A 26008-nucleotide genomic window follows, 5' to 3' on the forward strand; every position below is an offset into this window, starting at 1 on the left:
ATATTATAATTTCTTAATTTTTACATTTTTATTTATTTTTATACCAGACGAAATAAAAATATGTAAATTGTTTGTAATATAAAGCAATTAATAAAAATAGGATTTATATTAAAAATATATAAATTAACATTTTGATAATATTTTGTTAGCTTAAATTATATATTAAAATTTAAAAAAAATGTGCGCCTTTGCGCACATTAATCTATCATCTCTTTTAATTTTTCTAATACTTCTTTTGCATGGCCCTTGGCTTTAACTTTTTCCCACACATACGCTATCTTTCCATCAGGATTTATTAAAACTGTCGTTCTAACTATGCCATAATATTCCCTTCCATACATTTTTTTCAACTGCCAAATCCCTAACTTTTCCAAAACTTTTTTATTTTCGTCACTAAACAAATTCACCCTCAAATTATGTTTAGCTATAAACTTTTTATGACTTTCTATACTATCTGAACTTACACCTATCACTACTGCTCCTAATTTTTCAAACTCGTCTAAAAGCTCGGAAAATTCCACTGCTTCTGTTGTACAACCTTTTGTATTATCTTTAGGATAAAAATACAGTACCACCCATTTTCCTTTTGGGATTTTAACTTTTTCACCTTCCAAATTAGTAAACTCAAAATCAAAACTATCACCTATGTTGTATTTAAAATATTTCATACTATCACCTCACAATTTACTATAAATAATCTTAACAAGCTTTCTGAAATACATAACAAATATCAAAAAGCTTGTCACCAGCGAACCTACAAATATAAGGTAAACCCACCATGGAGAATTCCCTCTCTCAATTATAAAAGATAACGGCATTATAATTCCAAAAGCAAGGCCCATAGTTATCCCTTCTATTATAAATGTAGCGGAAATGGAAAACACTCTATTTGTGTTATTAGATTTCACATTAGGAGATTTTATCGCATAATACGCTCCTAACACACTACTCATTAAAAACAAAAGTAAAGAAAAAATCATTGATAAAACTAAAAAAATACTAACCGCATTGAAAAACAAAGAAATTACAAAGACAAGTAAAAGAAGCAAAAAATTTAAACCAACAGGTATTAATAGTTTTGGCATCATAAGCTTTTTAAAAGTTATTGGATATGTGGAAACAACCTCAATTTTTGAAACTTCCGAAATGGTTAATATACCAGTTTCAAAAGCAACATAGAATGTAAAGATAGGTATAGTGTAAAAGATTGGAGAAACACCTTGATTATTTATAAACATCATAAAGATACCAAATCCCAAAGGATATAAAATAAAATACAAAAATTGTTCATACCTTATAGCTGCCTTCAAATCCTTTTTGAAAAGCGCCTTTAAAATTGACCCTGTTCCAGCTATTTGATACCTTTCTTTTCTTTTCACCTGGACAGGTTCAAAACCAACTTTTTTAGATATAACCAAAAACAAAATCGACAGGAAAATACTAGAAATCAAAGAATACCCCAACGTCTTGTTTGAAATTAAACTCCATGCAAGAAAATTATAATCCTTTGTGGAAAAAATGAACATCTTAACCAGATTCTCCATTTCGGAAACATCTACATCAGTCATTGCAATTATAAAGAAATAGAAAAACACGGATAGTAAAAGAACAATAGTATAAAACCTTTTTGTAAAAGACTTAGATGTTCTTCCTCCAATAAGTACGGCAATAACTGAAGAGAAACTTATTAAAAACCAAATGTGTAACACTATTTTCAAAATACCTAACAAAACATTTTGATTCGTAGAAACAAAATACGCAAGTGAAATAAAGATAAAAAACGAAAGGGTATAGATTTGAGAAATTGTTGCGGAAAAAATTTGATATGCACTTATCACTGTTCTTGATATTGGCATTGTAAGTAAAAGTTCTACTTCTTCGTTTCTTGAAAGAGAATACATTCCAAGACCTATAAAACCTATAACAAAAAACAACGAAAGCATAGAAGACCACATAAGATACATATATCTTGCAACCAACGGATCTACATTGTATATCTTTTCAAACAAATCTATTGTAAAAAAATATACAATCAATCCCAAAGGAACTGATCCTATTATATATTGCAATATTTGACGGAAAAAGTTACCTTTTACAGTTGATTTTTTGCTTCTTGTGTTATAAGGATTGCTTAGATACTTAATCAAAATCGCAAAGTTTCTCATATTATCCCCCCATTACAACGAATCTACAATATTTTTTATATCTTTTTCTTGCGCAGTTAATTCTAAGAATAGGTCTTCCAATGATTTATTCTCACCTTTTCTTAATGTTTCCATATTTCCTTGTACTATTATTTTACCTTCGTTAATAATAGCAATTTCATTACACATCTTTTCTGCAATTTCAAGTATATGCGTTGTCAAAAATATGGTAATATCCTGTTCTGCATACTTTCTCAAAAGTTCCTTTAAAATTTTTGCGCTTTTTGCATCAAGACCTACTGTAGGCTCATCTAAAAAGATAACCTCTGGTTTTCTCATTAGAACACTAATTAACATCAACTTTTGTTTCATTCCATGCGACATATCCGATACTTGTTTGTCAAGGTAATTCACACCAAATGCCTGACATAACTCATCTATTCTTTTTCTTGTTTCTTCATTATTGATTCTATAAACATCCATAATAAACTCCAAGTATTCAAATCCCTTTAGATGATCGTATATCCTCGGCTCATCTGGAACAACACCTATCCTTCTTTTTATCTCTATCTCATGTTTTTTCATATCAAGTCCCAAGATTTCTACCTTTCCACTTGTGGGTTTTAAAGAACCTGTAAGCATACGGATCGTAGTTGTCTTTCCCGCTCCATTTGGCCCTAAAAAACCAAAAATCTTCCCCTTTTCCACATATAGATCTATATCGTCTACCGCTACAAAATCTCCAAATTTTTTAGTTAACTTTTCCGCTTTTATCATACAACCACCTCCTAATTATTTTAGACATTTTTTCACAAAATTCATACAAATTTGGTGTTCCCAAAAGCTCATGTGTACTCTTTGAAATCCTAAAAATTGCTTTATCTTTTTTTACATTTACAATTATCCCTTTTCCATTAATCACAATATTATCGTTAAAATCTCCTAATATCACCAAAGGCCTTTTTATATACTCCCCTTTTCTACAGCTTTTTGCCACTTCTTCTGCTTTATTAGACACATGAATCCAGTTGTATACAGGTACTTTTTTTGCCCTAAAAAGCTTGTAAAAGATGGGAATCAATGCCAACCATATATAATTTGGAAAAACAAAACATGTGTATATTGTCACATTCAAAATAAAATCAAAAAGGGAAATCTTATATGTAAGAAAGCTATAAACATTAAAAATGAACGCAATTGAAATTAAAATATATAAAATATACATATCAACATTTAAAAATACCGTGGAAAAAAGGACAAAAAACAATAAGAAAAATCTTAAAAGATTATCACTATCAATCAACTTACTTTTTCTATATCCCAAAAATTTCATAACAACATACCTTAAAATAAAAAACATCACTAAAAAAATTAATAAACTCAAAATTTTTTCCATCATTCAACCACCTCGATTATTTCCAGAGATATTAACTTTTTTAACGATGAAAGTATATCGAATTCTGAAAATTTCACTTTTTCTATTATCTTCTCAACTTGTATCCCCTCACTATCAAAAGGGGGAATTAAAAACAAAACTTTTCCTTCCATATCAGATAACTTTGTTATTCTCTCAATATCTACTACTCCGTTAATTTTTTCCCCTTTTAAATCATAACTGTACCTTAAGCTTTTCTTTTTTTCTCTCACCTTTTTATTTTTTAAATCAAACATACTCAAAATATCGTCAAAATCGATGGTGATATTCCCGCCAACATATGTATATTTCTTAGAAGGTCTCCCAACCTTTTTTTCAACCTTTGCCTTTACTATACCAAATCTTTCGAGAACTTCCAAATACCTTTGTACGGTAAAGGTATGAAATCCTAGAGCTCTTGCTATAGAACTTGGATTTTTATTAGGGTTGTTTCTCAAAAAATTCAAAACCTCAAAGAGCTGTGGTGAAGAAATTATTTTCAGTATCTCGTACATACCTACCACCTTTTTTCAATTCCATTGAAATTATATAACAAATGAAATTAAAAATCAACATTTTCCAAAAAATATACCGTAACCTCTACATCATCAATATTAAACTTAACCACATTGATATTTTTTTCCACCTTTTCGTTATTTTGAATTAAATAAACAGGGGTAGAAATAAAGGAAGGATTTTGCCAAAGGAGGTTTTCGGCTTGAAGTTTTGAAATTTCGGAAATTAAAATTTTATTATAAAGTGTTTTTTGTTCTTCTATGGTAAAAAAAACGGCAGATATAGCTATAATTGTTACAACCATAGCTATAACTGCCTCAACATAATTCATTGCTCATCAATCCATTCCCTTGTGGTTCCAACTATATAATCCCTTTCTATTTCAATTTGTTCGCCTGTTTTCATATTTCTTAAAATAACCACGTTTCTTTCCAACTCATTTTCACCAACAATTAAACACAATCTACAATTTAACCTTGATGCATGTTTAAGTTGTGCACTTAAACCTCGCTCCATGGTATTAAAGACAACAGATATACCATTATCCCTCAACTCCTCTGATATCTTTATTGCTTCAATTCTTGCACTTTCACCAAGGTGTGCAACAAAAACTTCATTATTTTTGATTTCTTCAACTGGTATCCCTTCTTTTTTTACTGCAATTATTAACCTTTCTATCCCCATTGCAAAACCTAACGACGGTGTTTGCTGCCCACCTAACTCCTTAATAAGGTTGTCGTATCTACCACCGCCTCCTATTGCACTCTGTGCTCCAAGTTTTCCATGGTGAATCTCGAAAACTATTCCATTGTAATAATCAAGACCTCTTACTAATAATGGGTCTTCCTCGTAATTTATATCCAATTTATCTAAAATATTCTTTGTCTCTTCATAATGTTTTTTACAATTATCACACAAATAATCCGTTATCTTTGGTGCATCTTTTACATATTCAACGTCAACTTTGCAATCAAGTAAACGTAGAATATTTGTATTATACCTTCTCTTACAATCATCACATACCTTATCTAACTTATCCGAATAATACTCTTTCAATTTCTTTTTGTATTCAGCACGGCATTTTTCACAACCTATCGAATTTATTTTTATTGTGTAATCAACTAATCCCAAGCTCTTTAAAAATCTATCTGCAACTACTATTGCTTCTGCATCAGCAAGAGAGGAAGAAGAACCAATCAATTCTATACCAAATTGGTGAAATTGTCTTTGTCTTCCCGCTTGTGGTCTTTCATATCTGAACATAGGGCCAATGTAAAATAGTCTCTTTGGAAGCCCTGTTGCAACCATGGAGTTTTCAATAAAAGCCCGTATGGTCGGAGCCGTTCCCTCTGGTCTAAGTGTTATACTTCTATCACCTTTATCTTTGAACGTATACATCTCTTTTTGCACAATATCCGTTTCTTCACCTACACTTCTTACAAAGAGTTCCGTTTGTTCAAAAATAGGCGTTCTAATTTCAGAGTAACCGTATAATCTTGTTATTTCTCTTGCTGTATTTTCTATAAAATACCAATACTTCATATCCTCCCCATAAATATCATCCGTACCTTTTATCTTTTTGTACACTTCTTTTCCACCTCCGCCAACCTTTTCCTTGCCTCATTTTTCCCTTCTATATTTATAGCTTTCCAAATAGGTAATCCATCCACTTCTAAAGCTTTTTTATACATCTTCTTTGCCATTTGAAAATCTTTTATCTTCTCGTAATATTTTCCAAGTTCAACATAGGTATACACATGCTCTGGATTTAAATCTAAAGCTTTCAACAGATGCACCTTTGCTTTTGCAATGTCTCCAAAAGGAGTTTCAAGATTTAATATACCATACAAAAGATGGGCAAGATACTCATCTTGCCCGTATTCAACAGCCTTTTTAGCAAAGTCGAATATTTTTCCATAATAAAACAGTGCTAAAAGATAATTTCTCTGTACATAATGACCATATACTAAAGAAGCTGTATAATATACCTTCCAATAAGTGGGATTATCATCTAACAAATCGTCAATATACTCTCTTGCAATATCTTGATATTTATCCACATTTCCTTTTCCCCAAAAGTACAAATCCGTGTACGCAAGTATAATCTCACATTTAAATTCCAAAGAAACTGCTTCATAATCTATTGCATTTAGAATATTTAACACTTTTTCCTGATTTCTCTCTCCAACTGCTAGTTGAAGATCATACATAGTATACGAAAAAACTGTTAGCGATAGCAATATGCTAAAGCACAAACTTTTCCACCGCAAAACCTACTCCCCCATCGTTGTTAGAAAGTGTCACAAACTTTGCTACTTTCTTTACTTCTTCAAACGCATTCTCCATAGCAACTGGAAATCCTACTAATTTCATAATTCCTATATCGTTGTAACTATCTCCCAAAAACATCGTTTCATTTTCAGAAACACCAAAATAGTCAAGTAAAAATCTCAAAGCATCCTCTTTAGATGCACCTTTTCCAAAAAACTCAAAGAAAGCCCATCCATCAATAACATTATTTTTAACCACGCTAAATTTTCCCTGATATTTTCTTCTTAAAATCTCAACAACCTTTAAAATTTTGTCCTCTTTTCCCATTAACACCACTTCTGCTACGGTATCTTCAAGTATGTACTTTTTAACATCATCTACTTTATTTATTCTCCAACTATTTTGCTGCAAATATTTTACATATCCTCCTTGGTGTTCTTTGTCCATGTACATATCCTTTTCATCAAAAAAGTCCGAAAATAAAATATAATCTAAACCTTCATCTCTTGCAAAATCTATCAACTGTTTTGCTATATCTGAATGTAACGGAGTTTCATACAAAATTTTGTTTTCAAATGGCATGTATATAAATGCACCATTTTGGAAAACAACAGGTACATCCAACCCAAGTTCTTCTACATATTTTTTTGCCGAATAATAATTTCTACCTGTGGCTATACTTACATGGATTCCCTTGTCCATTGCCTTTTTCAAAGCAATTTTATTTCTTTCTGGAATGTGTTTTTCATCATTTAACAATGTCCCATCTAAATCTGTTAAAATAAGTTTTATCAAAGCTTTCACCTCACTATTTCTACTTTTCCCATGTCACCAATTACAAATTTCATTGCTTTAGGTTTTCGCTCGCTATTTACTATCTGTACATTTTTTCCAATTAAAGAAGAATCAATTGGATAAGGTAAATTTATCAACTTAACACGATCCATTAAAATGCTATTTTCTAATTCACAGCTTTCTATTAATACTCCATCACCAACAGAGGTGTACGGTCCAATGTAAGAATCTTTTATAACACAATTATTTCCAATTACAACTGGCCCCCTAATAATAGAATTGATTACTTCGGTATTTTCCCCAACATATACCCTTCCCTGTATCTCAGAAAGAGAATCAATTACTCCATTTACTTCTATTTTAAAATGGCTATCATCTAAAATCTTTCTATTTGCTTCAATTAAATCTTCCGGTTTACCCGTATCTTTCCACCATCCATAAACTATATAACCTTTTACTTTGTAATCCTTTTCTATTAAATATCCTATAGCATCTGTTATTTCTAATTCTCCTCTCCAAGAAGGTTTAATATTGTCTATACCTTCAAAAATGGTATTTCTAAAGAGATAAAGCCCTATAATTGCAAGATTAGAAATGGGATCTTTTGGTTTCTCAACCACTTTTACGATCTTTCCTTCATTTACAATCGCTATTCCAAACCTAGAAGGATCTTTAACAGGAGAAAGTAATATAGATGCCTTTAACTTTTCGTCATTTCTAAATTCAGTTACAAACTGCGAAATATCATCTAGTATTAAATTATCACCGAGATACATCAAAAAATCATCGTTCCCTATAAAGTCTCTCGCCATGGAAACTGCATGAGCCAATCCTTTTGGTTCATTTTGTAGTATATACTCTATCTTTAAACCAAACCTTTCACCATTACCCAAAAAATTTTTAAAATCATTTATATTCTCGTTATTTACCACAATACCTACTTCATCTATACCTACACCCTTTATTTTTTCTAAACTGTAATATATCACCGGTTTATTGGCAATGGGAATAAGATGTTTTGCAATTGTAAAGGTTAGAGGTCTAAGCCTAGTTCCTTTTCCCGCGCATAATATTATCGCTTTCATTTTATTCCACCTCCGCATTGATTATATCATAGTCTTCACTTTTTTTATTATCTCATCTGGCCGTAATTTACTCACCTTTGCCATGCTAAAATTTGTATATTCTTCAAAATCTTCCACAGGCTTTTTCAAATTAAAAATCTCTTCATATTTTTCAAAATTTTCATCTGTTTCTATCTCGGCAAGGTATTTAACCTTTATTGAAAAATCAAGAGGTATAAATTCATCTATGGAAACTTCTGCTGGAGAAAACATTAAAAAATACCTTATCTTTGCAACAACGGGATAATACTTCAAAAAGCTTATATCCTTTATTTCCAAGTCATATTCTTCTTCTATCCTTTGAAAATCACCAAAAAGCTTTGATTTAAACGCAACAACCCATTTTTCATTTCCATTTTCATCTATGGTATACCTCAATCTACAATTCTCTCTTTTTATAAACCTACAGTTGTCCATATACCACTGGACAACTCCAACTTTATACACACTTTTTTTAATCAATTTCTCAAACAAATGTTCATCCAATATATACTTTTTTTCACGTTCTATTTTCATATTGTTTATTATATCACCAAAAAAATTTGTTTCAAAAATACAACTAAATATTTTCCAAAAATTTTAAACAGTTTACTACAAATATCTTTTTATTACTTTTTTGATTAATAAGATATAAATTATTTTTGTACAAATTATATAGAATATTATAAAAAATACTTGATGTATTTTTTATTTTTAACAACACATAAAATTAACTATAAAGTTATTTTATTTTAATATTTAGGTAGTAAAATTAAATATAGATTAACTAAATACCATACTTTTATTAATTAGGAGGTGATTTACATGAAAAGTATAAAGTTAAAAATGATGGTATATATTTCTGTGCCTATAGTTATACTTTTATTAATAATGGGAATAGTGATATTTAACATATCTACAAGGGAAGTAACTAGTTTATCAATAGATTTTTCCAACAGCATATTGGAATGTTCAAACGATACGTTCTTTGAATACTTTAACAGGTTCATAGATTTTGTTAAAAATATGTCACAACTTCCAGAAATAAAATCACTTGATAATAATGCTATATCTTTTTTAAAAAGTCAACTTAATAGATTTCAAGATGTTGATGATTTCTTTGTAGCAGACTTAAACGGCAATTTTCTTGCAACAAGCGGAGTAAAGGGAAACATCAGTGATAGAGAATACTTTAAAAAGATAAAGGCAGGAGAAGATATTGTAATAAACGATCCTGTATTTTCAAAGGCTTCTGGAAAACCTGTCTTTGTAATTGCAAGTGCAATAAAAAAAGATGGAAAAACAATAGGGCTTTTAGGTGCTGCTATTTATCTAAAAGCACTTTCCAAAAAAATTGAAGAATTAAAAATAGGACAAACAGGTTACGCAGCAATTATTAACTCAAAGGGGTTAACAATAGCACATCCAAACGAAGAATATGTTTTAAAACTAAATATATTGGAAACAGACGGATTTAAGGAACTAAAAGACGCAGGAGAAAAAATGATAATAGGAGAAACAGGATATTCCGAAATTGTAGATCCAAACAACGTAGAAAAATATATCTTCTACTCACCAATAAAAGGTTCTCCAGGTTGGTCTCTTGCTATAATAGTCCCAAAAAAAGAAGTTCTGGCAGGAGTATACTTTATTTCAAATGCAATATTAATTTCCTTTACTGTGATAATCATAATATCTTTTGTAGCAATTTTTTCTGTTTCAAATTATATTTCCAAAAATATAAAAACACTATCTGAAAAAGTACTAATTTTTGGTGAAGGAAATCTAAAAGTAACTTTCAAAACAAAAGGAAAAGATGAGATATCTGCAATAGGAAATGCTCTAAACAAAATGGCAAATGAACTAAAAAGCGCACTAATTGAAATTAAAGATTCCGCTGATACCGTAACTGAATCAGCAAAAAAATTATTCTCAGATTCTGAGATTTTAGATAATCTTGGAAAAAAAGTAAATAATGAAATGAATAAATCTAACTCTTCAATGCAAAATATATCCGCCACAATGCAAGAGATAACAAGTAGCATTGAAGAAATCGCTTCATCTGCTCAAACAGTATCTGATGCCGCACAAAAGCTATCAGAAAGTGCTTCGGTTGTAAGTGCTGATGCAAAAGAAGGAGAAAATGCCATTAACATGATAGTAAGAGTAATAGATTCAACTAAACAAAAAGCAGATCTTACAAATGAAATTGTCAACTCTCTATCAACAAAAGCTCAAAACATAGAAGAAATAGTTGAAACCATAAATTCCATAGCAGAACAGACAAATTTATTAGCTCTTAACGCAGCAATTGAAGCGGCAAGAGCAGGGGAAGCAGGAAAAGGTTTTGCGGTAGTTGCTGATGAAATTAGAAAACTTGCAGAAGAAAGTAAAAATGCAACTCAAAAAATAAACGAAATACTAGTTTCAATAAAAGATTCCTCCCTGAAAGCTTCTAGCGCTACAAATGAAACTGTTCAGGAAATAATAAACACAAAAGAAAAAGCAGAAAATGCTCAAAAAGCAATTATTGGTATATTAAAACAGATTGAAAACATATCTGAGATGATAGATTCTTTGGCATCAAGTGCGCAAGAACAAAGTGCATCCACTCAAGAAATAAGTAGCGCAATAGAAGCTGCTACCCAGGAAATTTCAGAAGTTTCAAACGTTGTTGAAGAAACAACTAAAATAACTCATGAACAATTTGAGCTTATCGAAAACGTAAAAAACGAAAGTAACGTGCTTTCCATGATAGCAGAAAAATTAGATGAGAAAGTTAATAAATTTAAATTTTAAATAACAAAAAGAATTTCTTTTAAAAATAAAGTTACAAAGCCCCGATTGGGGCTTTATTTTTTTTTCAAAATAATATATAATTCTATTGAATTAATAGGAGGGAGTAAATGGATTATTTTGCATTATTTTTAAGTTTGGTATTAATTTTACATCTTTACGAAAGAAATTTGCATAAAGTAACAAAAGCATTTTTGCATATATCTTTTATACTTTTTATCATCTCTTTGCTTGAAGTTTTAAAAAGAAGGTTTAACATTTTTCCAATCCAACTCATTGAAGATATTATAGGCCTCACTTTGATTCCATCTTTTTACGCCTTTTCAGAAGACTTTTTGGGAAAAAAGAGAAATCCAAAAAAACGGCTCTTTATTTCCATCCCCGTTTTTATTCTAATCTTACCAAACTTCTTTTCCAATAAAAAAGTAGATCTATTGTTCAACAATAAAATTTTAGGTACACTATTTTTGATTTATACTATAACCATATTAGTAGCAAGTTTTAGAAATTTAATAAAAGCAGAAGTAAAAAAAGCCGTAAAATACGTTATTGTATCTATTTTTTCCATACTCTTTGTTTACATATCTATTGAGATTCTATTTTTAAAATTTAATACTACGCATGTTACCTTTTTTACTGTCCTTTCTTTCTTAATATCAGAATTTGTTTTAATAAGGAAAAGCTGGTTAAGTAGCTTGGAAGAAATAAAGCAAAAACTATTAATGACTCTTTCAGATGGAATAATTCTTGTGGATAAAAAAGGATATGTTATGGATTTAAATGAAACTGCCTCAAAAATCATTAGACTTGATTTTAATAATATAGTGAATAAAACTCTTTCAAAAAACTTCGATGAAGGTGAAATAATCTTTCAAAATGAGTCATACTATATGGTTAAAAAAATTCCCTTTGAAGATGGAACAGCGTACTTTTTTAGAGATGTGACAAAAGAAATGGAATTTTCAAAAAAACACAACATTGCCGATAAACTTTTTTCGACGCTTTTCAAAAATATACCAGACGGGGTTGCAATAATTACACCAAAAGGAAAAATAATTGATTGTAATAAGCAATTTACTAAATTATTTGGGTTAAAAAGACTGGAAAATTTAGAAACTATAGTACCACCTCTTCTAAAACAAGAATCAAAACTTTTAATTTTAGAAGTTCTAAAAAACGGTTATGCAACCTACGAAACTATTAGAAGATCTAAAGATGGAAAAGAAATATACGTAAAGATAAAAGCAATTAAATTCGAAATAGACGATAAAGTATTTATATATACAATTTACACTGACATCTCAAAAGAAAAAACGCTCTCTGAACAACTAACGAAACTTATAGAAAAAGACCCTTTAACTAATACATACAACAAAACATATATTACAAAACAAATAAAATATCTTTCAAATATATTTTTCCATTCATTAATTTTTGTAGATATAAAAGACTTTAAGTGGATAAATTCAATAAAAGGATATAAATATGGAAATGAACTATTGAGGAACATCGCAGCAAAACTAATGGATTTTGTTTCCGAGGAAAAAATAGATGCAATAATATCACGAGCTCAGAACGACGAATTTTGGATTTTGATAAAAGATATAGACATAGATTCACAAAAAGCTTATCAAAAAAATAAAAAATTAATAGAAAAAATAAAGCAAAAATTATCAACTTTCGAACAAAAATTCTATATTGGATCACATCTATTTAAAAACTCCGAAGATCTAGAAGAAATAATAAGAAAAACAACTCTTGCACTTTCAAAATCAAAAGATGTAGAAATGGAAATAGTATATTCCAAAGAAATGGAAGAACAGGTAATTAAAGAAGTAACCAAAGAAATACAAATAAAACAAGCAATAAAAAACAGAGATTTCATTCCATTCTTACAACCTATCTCAAAAGAAAATATGGAAATAGTCGGAGCAGAGATGTTACTTAGATGGGAGAAGGAAGGAAAAATAATACCCCCTAGTGATTTTTTAGACTACATAGAACGTTCTGGACAAATACACGAAATATCACTTCAAGTTTTTGAAAAAACAATGGAATTTTTGAAAAAGCATCCTAATCTTAAATTTATCGATGTTAATATTAGTCCCATACAATTAAAAGATAAAAACTTCTTCGATGAATATCTCAAAATAATCGAAAAATTTAATATTTCACCTAAAAAAATTGCCTTTGAAATAACGGAAAATCTGTTTTTAAGTTATGACGAGCAAGTCAAAGAAAATATTTCAAAGATAAAAAAGGAAGGAATAAAGTTATGTTTAGATGATTTTGGAACTGGTTATTCTTCATTAAGTTACTTAAGAAATTTACCATTTGACATGTTAAAAATAGATAGAGAATTTATAAAAAATATCGACAATGAACGAAACACAAATTTGTTAAAAGCTATTTATAGTATTTGTGAAACATTCAATTTAACCCCTATACCAGAAGGCGTAGAAACTGTAAAACAGCTTGAAATACTTTCTATGATTGGATTTAAATTATTCCAAGGATACTATTTTGGAAAACCTATGTCATTGGAAGAATTTGAAAAAATTGTAAGTTAAATTACTTTTTAAACTGTTCCTGTTCTACAGATAAAAACATGGTATTTATCTACATAAACTCACATTAAAACTTTTATCTAGGTATTTTTTTGCTGGTCTTCCGTTACTTTTTATCCTTTCAAACCACTACTTACAAGACTTCTAACAAATAAGTTTTGTATTAAAAAGAAAATAAGTAGTGTAGGTGCAAGTGCTATCATTGTTCCTGCCATAATCGTTCCCCAATTATTTGCTGCCTCAGCATCGATAAGCATCTTTACACCAATCTGTACCGTTTTCATTTCATCTTCCATTGTCACAACAAGTGGCCAAAGATACATATTCCATGCATAAACAAAATTTATCAAAGCCGCACCGCCTATCATAGCTTTTGAAAGTGGAAGTAAAACCTTTACAAGATATTGCATAGGAGTTGCACCATCTATCCTTGCTGCATCATTAAGTTCCATAGGAATAGTTCTAAAATGTTGCCTCATTAAAAATGTGTTAGTTGCACTAGCGGTAAATGGAATAATAAGGGCATAGTATGTATTTACCCATCCAAGTGCTTTCATAAGCAAAAACATTGGTACTATCATAACAGTTTCCGCAGGCAAAAAAAGTGTTATAAAAAGCGTGGAAAATGCCATTTTTTTGCCCTTGAAAGAAAAATTTGCAAATGCATATCCAGCCAAAATTCCCGTAATTAGTTTGCCTAAAGTAATAAATGCGGATACTATTATGGAATTTACAAGCATCCTACCTAAAGGTACCAATTTTAAAGCTTCTTTGTAATTTTGCCAATAAAAACTACTCGGAAAAACCTTTGGAGGAAAACTAAAAACCTCTGCTGGTTTCATAAAACTCATAAAAAAAGCAAGTAAAATTGGAGCAAACATTATCAATCCTATCAAGATTAAAAGTAACTCTAAAATAATAAATGTAAATTTATTTTTAATTTTCATATTTTCACCTCACTGATAGTGTACTTTTCTTTCAACGAACCTAAAATAGAAATACGTAATCACCGACATAACACTAAACATTACAACAGATTCTGCCGATGCAAGACCATTATCTTGAAAAGCAAATCCATCCAAATAAAGTCTATAAATCATATTTGTTGTACTATTTAATGGTCCTCCACGAGTCATAATATCTATAATTCCAAATGAAGAAAACATAGTAGTTGTAAAATTCATTATAAAAAGATAAAAAGTAATTGGAGTTACAAGTGGAAACTTTATTCTCCACATTCTTGTCCAACTATTTGCTCCATCCATTAATGAAGATTCCAAAATGGAATCGGGGATATTCTGCAGTGCTGCAATGTAAAAAATAAGGTCAAAAGGAAGCATCTTCCATACAGTAGCCGCAATTATTGCTATCATTGCATACGGTTTTGTAGTAAGCCATTTAACATCTAAATTAAAAGTAATCTGAAATAAATAACTTAAAAGACCAGCAGTTGGAGTAAACAACATAGCCCACAGTGTTGCAGAAATTGCCGGTGAAACAGCATACGGTGAAAACATTAGGGTTCTAATAATCCTTGTTCCTGGAAGATTTAGTACCAAAAGTTGTGAAATCAAAAACGCCAAAAAAATAGTTATTCCTACACTTGTAAATGAATATATAAACGTATTTTTTAGCACGTTATAATATTCGCTATCTGTAAATAAATCAATATAATTATCAAATCCCACAAAAACCTTTTTGTCTCCAAAAAAAGTTTCTTGGAAAAAACTCATCTTGAAGGAATTAAAAGCAGGGATATATATAAAAAGAATAATTACCACAAATGTGGGGATTAAAAGAAAATAAGGTGTCAACTTTCTCAAAATTACACCTCCAAAAACGCCCCCAAATGGGGGCTTAAATTTTATTCATATAATCTATTGTATTTTTTCAAGGCTTTTGTAACTTCTGAAGCCGCCCAATTTAATGCTTTTTCAACTGTCATTTCACCATTTATAACTTTTTCATATGCTGTTTCTATAATATCCCTTGTCTCTGGGAAAACACCTATTATTGCTCCGTTTGTGTTAGGTGTTTGTTTTGAAAGTAAAAGTTGGAAAATAGCAGTTAAATAATTTGGTTTTTCAGCATAAAAACCTTCTAACAAAAGTTGTTCGACTGCATCTTTTCTTACAGGGAAATAACCTGTTTCAAGATGCCATTTTATTTGTTGTTTTGGTTCTGTCATCCATTTAACAAATTTCCAAGCTGCATCTATTTCTTCTTTTGGATGGTTCTTCAATATCCAAAGAGAACCTCCTCCAATTACCACACCACCTTGAACAGATAGGGATGGTTTTGGAAGGAATGCCGTACCTACTTCCCAACCATTTTCTCTTGCTGTATCGGTAATAAATTTAACATCGGACGTTGAATAGAATAACATTGCTGCTTTTCCCGATAAGAAAATTTGCCTTGCTCCACTCCAATCTTCCCTCTTTGTGTTTATTAGTAATCCTTCCTTTGTCATTTTGGTTAAAAGTTCAAAAATATTTTTTCCCGCTTGACTATTAAAAATTGCTTCTGTTGGCCTCTTATCCCCTCTTCCATTGTCATTGTTAACAAGAGGCGCATCTTGTACAGCCATTAACTGTTCAAAGAACCAAGAATGTGTTGGCCACGTAAGACCGTATCTAATAATATTACCTTTATCATCCTTCTTTACCAATTTTCTACTGTATTCAATTAATTCATCAAACGTTCTTGGAGGTTTTGTAGGATCTAACCCTGCTTCTTTAAACGCTGTTTTGTTATAGAACAATATAGCATTTGAAGAATTAAAAGGCATTGAATATAGTTTTCCGCCTACTGTGTAGTAATTCAACACTTGTGGTAAAAATGCACCAAGATCTATCGTTGGATCTTGCTCAATTAAATCTCCTATCGGAACTGCTATATTTCCATCTATCATTGCTCTAGTTCCAATATCATAAATCTGTACAACGTGAGGTGGATTTCCCGCCTTTACCGCAGCTATCGTTTTGTTAAACGTATCTCTGTATGAACCTGTATACTGCACTTTTACCTCAATATCCGGGTGCGTTGCCATAAACTCCTTTGCCATATTTTCTAGTAATTCTATTCTCCAACCACTCATAGCATGCCAAAATTCAATGGTTACCTTTGAAAAACTTACCACACTTAAAACAACTAGCAAAAAAATAAAAAACTTCTTCATGCTCTCCCCTCCTTTTAAACAAATTCTTTTAATATTATATTAAAATTAATTTTATTAGAAAAACACAAATACAAAGCGATGAATAAAAATAAATTAATATATTTCTTATTATTTCCTCTATTTCCTCTTTATTTAAACAAAAAAATCTTTAGAAAAGATTAAAAAATATTAAGAAAAATAAACCCCCATCCAACGATGGGGGTATTGTTTTTTTCTTTTAATTTTAGGATAAAAGTACTTTTAAATCTTCTTCAACTGTTGTAATAGGTGCAATGTTAAATTTATCAACAAGTACTTTCAAAACATTTGGAGAGATAAACGCAGGTAGCACTGGTCCAAGTCTTATTCCTTTCACTCCCAAATATAACAGTGCTAGAAGTACCGCAATTGCCTTTTGTTCATACCAAGCAATATTATACACTATTGGTAAATCATTAATATCATCTAACCCCAAAGCTTCTTTTAACTTGAGGGCTGTAACAACGAGTGAATAAGAATCATTACATTGACCTGCATCTAACACCCTTGGTATACCTCCAATATCTCCCAAATCAAGGTGATTGTATCTGTATTTTGCACAACCAGCTGTTAAAATTACAGTATCTTTTGGAAGTTTTTTTGCAAATTCTGTATAGTATTCTCTTTCTTTGTGTCTTCCATCACATCCACCCATTACAACAAACTTTTTTATTGCTCCAGATTTTACCGCATCAATTACCTTATCCAAAAGCCTTGACACTTGATCATGAGCAAATCCTATAACTATCTTCTTACCTTTTCTTTCTGGAATTGGTCCTAATTCAAGTGCTTTTTTAATAACAGGTGAAAAATCTTTTGGTTTTCCATCTGTTCTATTTGGAATATGCGTTAGCTTGTCAAATCCCACAAGACCAGTTGTAAATACCCTATCTTTGTATGATTCTTTTGGAGGAACTAAACAATTTGTTGTCATTAAAATTGCCCCGCCAAATTCTTCAAATTCTTCTGATTGCTTCCACCACGCGCTTCCAAAGTTTCCTGCAAGGTGTTTGTATTTTTTCAATTTTGGATATGCGTGAGCCGGTAGCATCTCTCCATGCGTATATACCATTATTCCCGTTCCTTCAGTTTGCTTTAAAAGTTCTTCTAAATCCAAAAGGTCATGTCCACTAACTAAAATAGCAGGTGTATTATACGTTCCAGTGTACACTTCTGTAATTTCTGGATTTCCAAATTCCGTTGTGTTTGCTTTATCAAGTAAAGCCATAGCATCTACAGCAACCTTTCCAGCTTCTAAAACCAAAGATACTAATTCATCTACTGTTATATCTTCTCTTAAAGTTTCAACTAAACCTTTTTGTATGAAATACAATATATCATCATTTGTATGTTTTAAAATATACGCATGATCCGTATAAGCAGCTATACCTTTTAGACCATATATTAACAATTGCTTTAACGATCTTATATCTTCATCTTTATCAAAAAGAACACCAACTTCCATACCTTTTAATTCGTAAAGATCTACTCCACCTTTTTTGTGCCATTCCGCTGCTTCAGGTACTTTTTCATCAAATGTTTTTCCTTCTTTTTCTGCATATGCTTCCAAAAATCTATGTTTTATCCTTTCCCTTAATTCAAATGCACGCTCTATAAACTCCACCATTCTTTTAGCAGAAAAATTCACGTTGGTAATAGTACTAAATAAAGCTTCTGCCACAAACAAATTTACTTCATCGTCTTTTACACCATATTCTTTTGCTTTAAGTGCCCAGTAAGAAATACCCCTTGTCAACCAAATAAGTAAATCCTGTAAATTTGCTACATCTGGAGTCTTTCCACAAACACCTATAGTAGTACAACCCACTCCTTTTGAAGCTTCTGAACATTGATAACAAAACATAACTTTCACCTCCTATTTTTCATCATAAATTCTTTTTTCTCCTTTTATCTCTTGAATGGGTTTAATATCTTGTGTTACTTCAAGTGTACCCAAATACTTTCCTTTTTCATTGCGTACAGCAAAATACCTTATGTATACATATCTCTCACCTAACCTTAACCAAAAATCCGCAATATCTCTTTTTCCAGATTTAAAATCCATCAAAATTTTATTTACTATCTCAATACTTTTTTCCGGATGACAGTTTTGAACCTTTCTTCCAATTATTGCTCTACTTCTCACAAAAATCCTATCTTTTGTTTCACTAAAGTACTTAACCTCATCGTTTTTATCTACAAATGTCATATCTACGGGCAATGTATTCAAAATATATTTCAATTCTTCTATGGTTAACTCACCACTCGGGAACTTCACTTTTCCATTCTTTACTTCTTCCTCTTTTAAAGTTTTTCTTTTAAACTCTTCTGTTTTGACAATATATCCTATTTCATCAAACTGCTCCCTTATATCCATCCATTCCTCTTTATTAATCAATTTCAAAGATGTTGGAAATAACACTGAATGCTCCTTATGAACGTGCTTTAGGAAAAACTCCAAAAGATAAAGTGAAATTTCATACAATTTCTTTTTTGCATGTTCAAAATCTCTGCTTTCTTTAACCTTTAGAAGTTCTTTTCTTAATTGTCTTACTTCATCGTGCTCTTTCCACATAACCGCTGGTGGTTTTGTAATTCCATACTTTTCAAGATATGGAAATAAAACATTTTCTTCCTTTAAGAAGTACTTTTCCGCATCTTGCAATTCATCAATGTACTTTTGAACTTCAAGCAAAATTGAAATAGCATCTGCAAAAACTTCCTTTTTAATCAACTTTTTTGATAATTCCTTCAACTCTTCCAAAGTTGAAATGATCTTTTCATGTTCCTTCATTAGAATATTTATAGGATGCCATTCTTCAACTTCTATTTTTTCTGAATCAATATAATCTTTAAACAGCTCCAAATGAACGTCACAAACAGATTGAATTTTCTCTACAGTTAAACCTTCTTCTTCCATTAATTCTTGTTCAACCTGCGCAATTTCTTCCGCTGATAAACTCTCTATTGTTTTCTTCAATTCATCCTTTAGCTTTTCATCGCCTTTTTCAACTCTTAAAATTAGATTTTTTAAATATTCCTTTTTATTGAAAAGTTCGCTCATATTTCTCATCCCCTTTCAACTCCATACTACAAAATTTAAAATATTTTTTCCGTAACTTATGTTACGCTAAAAAAATAACCCATCCTCTTTTTGGATGGGTTATTTTTCAAAAAAATCCTTATCCAGCAGATACACTTTATTTCCCTCTTTTTTTATTATCCCTTCCTTTTCAAGTTGCGAAAAAGCTCTTGAAAGCGCTGGTCTTGTGGAACCAAATAATTGTGAAAGTTGTTCTATGGTTTTATCAAGGATAACAACTTCTCTTCCGTCAAATTTAGAAGAAAGATAAATCAAAATCTTATCTTTTAGAGAATTTAACGTAACAAACCAAAGTTTTTGGGAAATAAAATAGAACTTTGAACCAAGATATTCCACCAATGCTTTTAAAAATTCTCTATTTTTCATTGCAAGATCAAAAACTTTATCTTTTTTCATATATGCCACTAAACTTTTTTTTAGGGTTATAATATCCACCGGTAATTTCTCTTCTTTTGAGAATGTTATATTTATCGCCAAAAAATTTGGAGCATCTATTTCCTCAACCATCAAACTTTTTCCGTTGTAATCCGTCATTTCCGCTTTAACTTTTCCATTTATTAATATCATTATCTCATCTATCACTTCACCTTGTGACTTTATTAATACACCTTCTTCATATTCCTCAAAAATAATATCTCTATTTTTGAAAAGCTCCTCAAGTTCAACTATTTTTAACTTTTTAAAAACTTCTATTTTTGAAAATTTATCAATAATAGGATGCATAAAATCACCTCAAAAAAAACCTGGGGAATTCCCAGGTTTTAAACATCTTTAATCAAATTCTTAAATTCTTCTTCTATAATATCCAATTTTTCTTCTGACTCTTTTCTTGTCATTGCAAAGGAATATATATACACTTTCAATTTTGGTTCTGTACCAGAAGGTCTCACTGCATACCAGCTCCCATCTTCAAAGAAAAATCTCAACACATTAGAAGATGGAATATGATTTTGATTTAGCTTATCTATAACTTCTCTATTTACGTTATATACATTTCCATCAAGATAGTCTATATATTTAGAAAGTTTCAATGTGCCAATTTGTTTTGGAAAACTCTTTCTATAAAACTCCATTATTCCTTTTATCTTTTCCATACCCTCTATACCTTCGTAAATAAGAGAGAAGTTATTCTCAAGATAATATCCATACTTTTCGTATAATTCATTTAGCACATCTACCAAAGTCTTTCCCTGCTTTTTGTAATATCCCGCTGCCTCTGCTAACATCATAGCGGAAATTACACCATCTTTATCCCTAACAAAGTTTCCAGTAACAAAACCTATACTTTCTTCATAACCAAATTCAAACTGATAACCCTCTTTTTCCAACTTATTCTCAAGCCCACAAATGTTTTTAAAACCGGTAAGTGTTTCGAAGGTATTTACCCCATACTCTTGTGCAACTAATTTTCCAAGATTTCCCGTAACAATTGATTTTATTATGATACTTTTATCCGATAATAAATTTTTTTTCTTTCTTTGTGATAAAATATATTGAATTAACACTGCACCAGTTTGGTTTCCATTAAGTGCTATGTATTGGTCATTATGCTTTACCATAACTGCAAGCCTATCACAATCAGGATCAGTAGCAAGAATAATATCTGCATTCTTTTCACGGGCCAGCGAAAGCGCAAGCTCAAACGCTTTTATATCTTCTGGATTTGGATATCCCACCGTTTTAAAATCAGGATCGGGAAGTTCTTGCTCTTTTACCACAAATACATTTTTAAAACCTCTTTCCTTTAACACATATCTCACGGGAATATTTCCCGTACCATTTAAAGGGGTGTATACTATCTTGACTTCTTTGTCTAAATCTTCATTAAGTGCCAAACTTAAAACCCTTTTGTAATATTCTTCGTCAACCTCTTTTCCAATAATTTCGATCAATCCTTTTTCAATAGCCTCGTCAAAATCCATTTTCTTTATCATTCCAAAATCAGTTAATGCCTTTATATTATTCTGAACGGGAATAGCCACTTCATCCAAAATTTGAGAACCCTCATCCCAATATACTTTGTATCCATTGTATTCTGGTGGGTTGTGACTTGCGGTAATAACAATACCGGCAGTTGCACCTAAATGTCTTACGGCAAATGAAAGTTCAGGAGTAGGTCTTATATCCTCAAAAAGATATACCTTGATTCCATTTCCTGCTAACACACTAGCAGCTTCTTTGGCAAAATCCTTTGAGAAATGTCTTACATCATATGCAATTACAACTCCCATTTTTGCTCTTTCTTTTCCTTTGGAATTTATGAAATCTGCAAGCCCTTGTGTTGCCTTTGCAACTACATATTTGTTCATTCTATTGGTACCAGCTCCTATCTTCCCACGAAGACCAGCTGTTCCAAACTCTAAATCTTTAAAAAATCTTTCCTTTATCTCTTCTTCTTTGTCTTTTATCGATAAGAGCTCCTTTTTTGTTTCCTCATCAACGTAAGGACTTTCCAGCCATTTTTTGTATTCATCCATGTAACTCATACATTCACCTCCTGGTTTCTACCATTATACATTTATCATGTACTGCATCAATTCTTTTTTCTTTTAAAAACGTATCAATTTCACTTGAATATGCCCCAGGTTGATACCATAACGTTCTAAAACCATTTTCAATAGCTTCCTTTGTAACAGATAATCCTACTTTCGGTGGAACAACAAAAACTATCAAATCTATATTTTTATCAAGTTCACCTACAGATTTCACCGTTTTTATACCTTCAATCTCCTCATACTTCGGTGTTATGGGAATTACATCAAAACCTTTACCCGTAAGATCTTTCAGAATTATATAACCGTATTTTTCCTTGTTAGTTGTTGCACCAACCAATGCTATTCTTTTGAGATTTTCCAAATTCATGAAATCACCCCTTTATTTATATTATATCACTTTTTAATTTTAAATTTTTTATGGTATAATATAATTAGTTCAAACTAATTAAAGGAGTGATGTGTATGTTAAAAAAAGGAGATAAATTTGTAGATTTTGAACTTGTAAACACGGACCTAAAGAAAATAAAACTTTCAGAGCATTTAAATGGAAAAGTTGCTTTGGTATTTTATCCCGGTGCATTTACCAGTGTATGTGAAAAAGAATTGTGTTCTTTTAGAGATATGATAGCTAAGTTTAACAACATAAATGCAAAAGTATTTGGAATAAGTGTTGATTCTCCGTTTTCAAATAAAGCATTTGCGGAAAAAAATCATTTGAGTTTTGATCTTCTTTCAGATTTTGGTGGAAAAGTTTCAGAAAAATATGGCGGTATACACAAAAATTTTATTGGAATAGAAAATTACACAGTTTCAAAAAGGGCTGTTTACATAATAGACGAAAATGGAACAATTATATATGATTGGGTATCGGATGATCCCGGAAAAGAACCACTATATGATGAAATTGAAAAAATACTAGAACAATAGGTAGAGATATGGATTTTTTCATAGTAGATACCTTTACCGATAAACCTTTTAAGGGAAATCCCGCGGCAGTTGTAATATTAAATACCGATATTTCAAAAGACACCAAGCAAAACCTTGCAAAAGAAATAGGCTTTTCAGAAACTGCTTTTGTTAAAATAAAAGATGAAATTTCCATTGAATATTTTACACCGATAAACGAAATTGATCTTTGCGGTCACGCAACTATTGCAACTTTACATGTATTAAAAGAAAACAAATTTATTAACGGGAAAAACATAAAAATAAATACAAATGTTGGAAAACTAAATACATTTTTTAAAGATGGAATTATATTCATGGAACAAGCAAAACCAAAGCTGGGAAAAATAGTAAAAGAAAGAGACAAAATAACAAAAATGCTTGGATTAAAAATAGGCGATTTAGATGGAAAATTTCCTATACAAAAAGCTTTTACTGGGATATGGGATCTTATGATCCCAATAAAAAGCAAGAAAGCTCTTTTTGAAATTTCTCCTGATTTTGAAAAAATAGAAAAATTTTGTAAAGAAAATAACATTGTAAGTTTCCATGCCTTTACATTAGACGAAGAAAATGCTGCTGCAAATACAAGAAATTTCTCTCCATTATATGGAATTAATGAAGAATCTGCAACTGGAACGTCAAATGGGGCACTTGCGTATTATTTATACTTCTACAAAACTCTTAAAAAGGAAAAAATATACAAAATAATCCAAGGAGAAAGTATGAACAGAAAATCTGAAATTTATGTAAAAATTACAGAAAAAGACATAATCAACGTAGGAGGAAAAGCTAAAACTATTTTGTTTGGCATGTTGAAAATTTAAATAAAAGCCCGCTAATAAAAGCGGGCTTTTTTATATGGCAACATAATAGGGTTTTTGTATTTTATACTTTCCTCTAAATTCTTTTTCCTTTAGCATTAATGAACTATCCAAGTCGTGAAAATCGAAAGCCCCTGTTCCAAGTGCAAAATGAACACTTTGGTTTATACCTAAACTAGATTCTCCCATACAGCCTATCATTAATCTTAAATTTGCCGCTTTTACTATCTCAACAATTGAAAGTGCATCTGAAATTCCACTTTTCATAAGCTTTATATTTACATAATCTATTGCCTCTTCTTTTATCAATCTCATTACATCATGTTTTGTTCTTGCACTTTCATCTGCAGATACAGGAAATGGAGATTTAAATCTTACAAACTTTAACCCCTCAATATCATATCTTTGAACAGGTTGTTCAAAAACATGGATATCTATACCTTTCTTGTAAATTTCATTTACAAATGTCACTGCCTGTTTAGGGGTATAACCCATGTTTGCATCAACAATATATTTTGCTCCTTTCGTTATTTCATATATAGCTTCTATAGCTTCTATATCTTCCTTTAAATCTTCCCCCACCTTAATCTTTATTGTTCTAAATCCCTCTTCAAAAAATTTTTTTGCATCCAATATCCTTTCATCAAGTGAGCTAATACCTATTGTTTTATCGGTTTCAATTTTTTCTTCGCTACCACCTAGCAACTGATATACGGGAATACCTATTTCCTCTGAAAATGCATCTAACACTGCATATTGAACCGCTGCTTTTATGCTCGGAAATGAAAAAAATCTATCGATAATATCAAAAATTTGCCTGTAATTTCTCACTTCTTTCCCTTTTATCATCTCGTTTACAATAGGTTCCAATGAAAGTAATGTTTCAAATCTTTCTCCATTTACCCTAAACGATGGAGAAGCCTCCCCATAACCCAAAATTCCATTTTCTAATTCTATAATTACCTCAACGTTATTGACTTTATCTGAAACACTTCCAGTTATATGAAATGGTTTTTCATATTCAAAAGTATTTAATTTAAACTTTACCGTTTTTATTTTTCCCATAAATCTCCCCCCCTATTTTTCACTTAACACCCCTTTAATTGCGTAAAATAAACCATTTGTAATATCCTCTAAAGACATACTTGGAACGTTCTTTTTTTCAAGCACCTGATTATGAGAAAATGGAACATGTATAAATCCACCTTTAAGATTTTTGAATTTTTTATCTATTAAGTACATAAGTCCGTAAAAAACATGGTTGCAAACATATGTTCCAGCTGAATTGCTGATTTCAGCAGGAATATTGTGTTCTTTTATGGTTTTAACCATTAACTTAATGGGTAAATTTGAAAAATATGCATTTTCACCATCTACAAATATTTTTTCATCTTTAGGCTTGTTTCCTTCATTATCATTTATCTCTGCATCATCAATGTTTATAGCTACCCGTTCTATTGAAATTTTACTTCTTCCAGCTGCCTGTCCAACACAAATTACAATATCTGGATTTTCTTTACTAATTAATTCTTCAAGTTCACATAGACTCTTTCTAAAAACCGTTGGAAGTTTTGCCTTAATAATCTTTGCCCCTTCAACCTCATCTGGCAACATTTTAATAGCTTCAAAAGATGGGTTAATAGTTTCACCATTAAATGGTTCAAAACCAGTTACAAGTACTTTCATATACAATTCCTCCTTTCTCTTATTATACAAAACTTTTAAAAATTCCACAAGATATACAATTAAACAAAATTATATACAATTAAATTCTCAAAACTCACTTTCAAAAAATACACTTTTTGTGTTATCTTAAATTGTAAACGCTTACAAAGAATA

The 26008-nt window shown here is 30.7% G+C and carries 25 protein-coding genes; 4 read left to right on the forward strand and 21 right to left on the reverse strand.

The features are described from left to right. Positions 1 to 197: 197 nt before the first annotated feature. The 11 genes from TMEL_RS03880 to TMEL_RS03930 are packed head-to-tail and all read right to left on the reverse strand — an operon-like array spanning position 198 to position 8780. A complete protein-coding gene (locus TMEL_RS03880; RefSeq protein WP_012056962.1) occupies positions 198 to 668 on the reverse strand; it encodes a peroxiredoxin in 471 nt (156 codons plus the stop codon). Between the two features lie 9 nt (positions 669 to 677). Beyond that, positions 678 to 2165, reverse strand: coding sequence for a hypothetical protein (locus TMEL_RS03885; protein WP_012056963.1), 1488 nt, complete (start codon positions 2163 to 2165; stop codon positions 678 to 680). Between the two features lie 12 nt (positions 2166 to 2177). Beyond that, positions 2178 to 2921 carry an ABC transporter ATP-binding protein gene (locus tag TMEL_RS03890; RefSeq protein WP_012056964.1) on the reverse strand — a complete coding sequence of 248 codons (744 nt, stop codon included), beginning with the start codon at positions 2919 to 2921 and terminating at the stop codon, positions 2178 to 2180. Next, positions 2896 to 3540 carry a hypothetical protein gene (locus tag TMEL_RS03895; RefSeq protein WP_041425973.1) on the reverse strand — a complete coding sequence of 215 codons (645 nt, stop codon included), beginning with the start codon at positions 3538 to 3540 and terminating at the stop codon, positions 2896 to 2898. Before TMEL_RS03895 ends, TMEL_RS03890 begins: the two co-directional genes overlap by 26 nt. Beyond that, positions 3540 to 4073: a transcriptional regulator gene (locus TMEL_RS03900; RefSeq protein ID WP_012056966.1), complete on the reverse strand. Its 534-nt coding sequence runs from the start codon at positions 4071 to 4073 to the stop codon at positions 3540 to 3542. The genes TMEL_RS03895 and TMEL_RS03900 overlap by 1 nt, the downstream gene beginning before the upstream one ends. Positions 4074 to 4120: 47 nt before the next feature. Next, positions 4121 to 4405 (reverse strand): hypothetical protein, encoded by a 285-nt coding sequence (locus TMEL_RS03905; protein ID WP_012056967.1) that lies wholly within the window; start codon positions 4403 to 4405, stop codon positions 4121 to 4123. After that, positions 4402 to 5661: a histidine--tRNA ligase gene (hisS, locus tag TMEL_RS03910; RefSeq protein WP_012056968.1), complete on the reverse strand. Its 1260-nt coding sequence runs from the start codon at positions 5659 to 5661 to the stop codon at positions 4402 to 4404. Before hisS ends, TMEL_RS03905 begins: the two co-directional genes overlap by 4 nt. Next, positions 5646 to 6314: a tetratricopeptide repeat protein gene (locus TMEL_RS03915; RefSeq protein WP_238375230.1), complete on the reverse strand. Its 669-nt coding sequence runs from the start codon at positions 6312 to 6314 to the stop codon at positions 5646 to 5648. Before TMEL_RS03915 ends, hisS begins: the two co-directional genes overlap by 16 nt. 4 nt (positions 6315 to 6318) lie before the next feature. Further along, the gene (locus tag TMEL_RS03920) at positions 6319 to 7149 is read right to left on the reverse strand and encodes an HAD family hydrolase (protein ID WP_231109767.1); all 831 of its coding nucleotides are present in this window, start codon (positions 7147 to 7149) and stop codon (positions 6319 to 6321) included. Next, positions 7146 to 8225, reverse strand: coding sequence for a glucose-1-phosphate thymidylyltransferase (locus tag TMEL_RS03925; RefSeq protein WP_012056971.1), 1080 nt, complete (start codon positions 8223 to 8225; stop codon positions 7146 to 7148). Before TMEL_RS03925 ends, TMEL_RS03920 begins: the two co-directional genes overlap by 4 nt. Positions 8226 to 8246: 21 nt before the next feature. Next, positions 8247 to 8780, reverse strand: a complete 534-nt coding sequence (locus tag TMEL_RS03930) for a hypothetical protein (RefSeq protein ID WP_012056972.1) — start codon at positions 8778 to 8780, stop codon at positions 8247 to 8249. Between the two features lie 288 nt (positions 8781 to 9068). On the opposite strand from TMEL_RS03930, the gene TMEL_RS03935 reads away from it, so the two are divergent. After that, a complete protein-coding gene (locus TMEL_RS03935; protein WP_012056973.1) occupies positions 9069 to 11042 on the forward strand; it encodes a methyl-accepting chemotaxis protein in 1974 nt (657 codons plus the stop codon). 107 nt (positions 11043 to 11149) lie between these two features. Then, positions 11150 to 13609 (forward strand): sensor domain-containing protein, encoded by a 2460-nt coding sequence (locus TMEL_RS03940; protein WP_012056974.1) that lies wholly within the window; start codon positions 11150 to 11152, stop codon positions 13607 to 13609. 110 nt (positions 13610 to 13719) lie between these two features. On the opposite strand, the gene TMEL_RS03945 is transcribed toward TMEL_RS03940, so the two are convergent. From TMEL_RS03945 to TMEL_RS03980, 8 genes are all read right to left on the reverse strand, one after another. Beyond that, entirely contained in the window at positions 13720 to 14553 is an 834-nt protein-coding gene (locus tag TMEL_RS03945) for a carbohydrate ABC transporter permease (protein ID WP_012056975.1), read from the reverse strand. 9 nt (positions 14554 to 14562) lie between these two features. After that, a complete protein-coding gene (locus tag TMEL_RS03950; RefSeq protein ID WP_012056976.1) occupies positions 14563 to 15429 on the reverse strand; it encodes a carbohydrate ABC transporter permease in 867 nt (288 codons plus the stop codon). A 41-nt stretch (positions 15430 to 15470) separates the two neighbouring features. Then, positions 15471 to 16784 carry an ABC transporter substrate-binding protein gene (locus TMEL_RS03955; RefSeq protein WP_012056977.1) on the reverse strand — a complete coding sequence of 438 codons (1314 nt, stop codon included), beginning with the start codon at positions 16782 to 16784 and terminating at the stop codon, positions 15471 to 15473. A 223-nt stretch (positions 16785 to 17007) separates the two neighbouring features. Next, positions 17008 to 18666, reverse strand: a complete 1659-nt coding sequence (gene hcp / locus TMEL_RS03960) for a hydroxylamine reductase (RefSeq protein WP_012056978.1) — start codon at positions 18664 to 18666, stop codon at positions 17008 to 17010. A 12-nt stretch (positions 18667 to 18678) separates the two neighbouring features. Beyond that, positions 18679 to 19875: a DUF438 domain-containing protein gene (locus TMEL_RS03965; RefSeq protein ID WP_012056979.1), complete on the reverse strand. Its 1197-nt coding sequence runs from the start codon at positions 19873 to 19875 to the stop codon at positions 18679 to 18681. A gap of 90 nt (positions 19876 to 19965) precedes the next feature. Then, positions 19966 to 20628 carry a Crp/Fnr family transcriptional regulator gene (locus tag TMEL_RS03970; RefSeq protein WP_012056980.1) on the reverse strand — a complete coding sequence of 221 codons (663 nt, stop codon included), beginning with the start codon at positions 20626 to 20628 and terminating at the stop codon, positions 19966 to 19968. A gap of 38 nt (positions 20629 to 20666) precedes the next feature. Beyond that, positions 20667 to 22391, reverse strand: a complete 1725-nt coding sequence (locus tag TMEL_RS03975) for a phospho-sugar mutase (protein ID WP_012056981.1) — start codon at positions 22389 to 22391, stop codon at positions 20667 to 20669. A 4-nt stretch (positions 22392 to 22395) separates the two neighbouring features. Next, positions 22396 to 22767 (reverse strand): CoA-binding protein, encoded by a 372-nt coding sequence (locus tag TMEL_RS03980; protein ID WP_012056982.1) that lies wholly within the window; start codon positions 22765 to 22767, stop codon positions 22396 to 22398. 95 nt (positions 22768 to 22862) lie between these two features. On the opposite strand from TMEL_RS03980, the gene TMEL_RS03985 reads away from it, so the two are divergent. Together TMEL_RS03985 and TMEL_RS03990 are read left to right on the forward strand one after the other, a co-directional pair. Then, positions 22863 to 23327: a peroxiredoxin gene (locus TMEL_RS03985; protein ID WP_012056983.1), complete on the forward strand. Its 465-nt coding sequence runs from the start codon at positions 22863 to 22865 to the stop codon at positions 23325 to 23327. 8 nt (positions 23328 to 23335) lie between these two features. Further along, positions 23336 to 24172: a PhzF family phenazine biosynthesis protein gene (locus TMEL_RS03990; protein ID WP_012056984.1), complete on the forward strand. Its 837-nt coding sequence runs from the start codon at positions 23336 to 23338 to the stop codon at positions 24170 to 24172. A gap of 30 nt (positions 24173 to 24202) precedes the next feature. Here TMEL_RS03990 and TMEL_RS03995 read toward each other — a convergent pair whose 3' ends face one another. Together TMEL_RS03995 and pcp are read right to left on the reverse strand one after the other, a co-directional pair. Continuing rightward, a complete protein-coding gene (locus tag TMEL_RS03995; protein WP_012056985.1) occupies positions 24203 to 25234 on the reverse strand; it encodes an L-Ala-D/L-Glu epimerase in 1032 nt (343 codons plus the stop codon). A 12-nt stretch (positions 25235 to 25246) separates the two neighbouring features. Next, positions 25247 to 25855, reverse strand: a complete 609-nt coding sequence (gene pcp / locus TMEL_RS04000; RefSeq protein WP_012056986.1) for a pyroglutamyl-peptidase I — start codon at positions 25853 to 25855, stop codon at positions 25247 to 25249. Positions 25856 to 26008: the final 153 nt, after the last annotated feature.

This window comes from Thermosipho melanesiensis BI429, assembly GCF_000016905.1.
GTDB classification, from domain to species: Bacteria; Thermotogota; Thermotogae; order Thermotogales; family Fervidobacteriaceae; genus Thermosipho; species Thermosipho melanesiensis.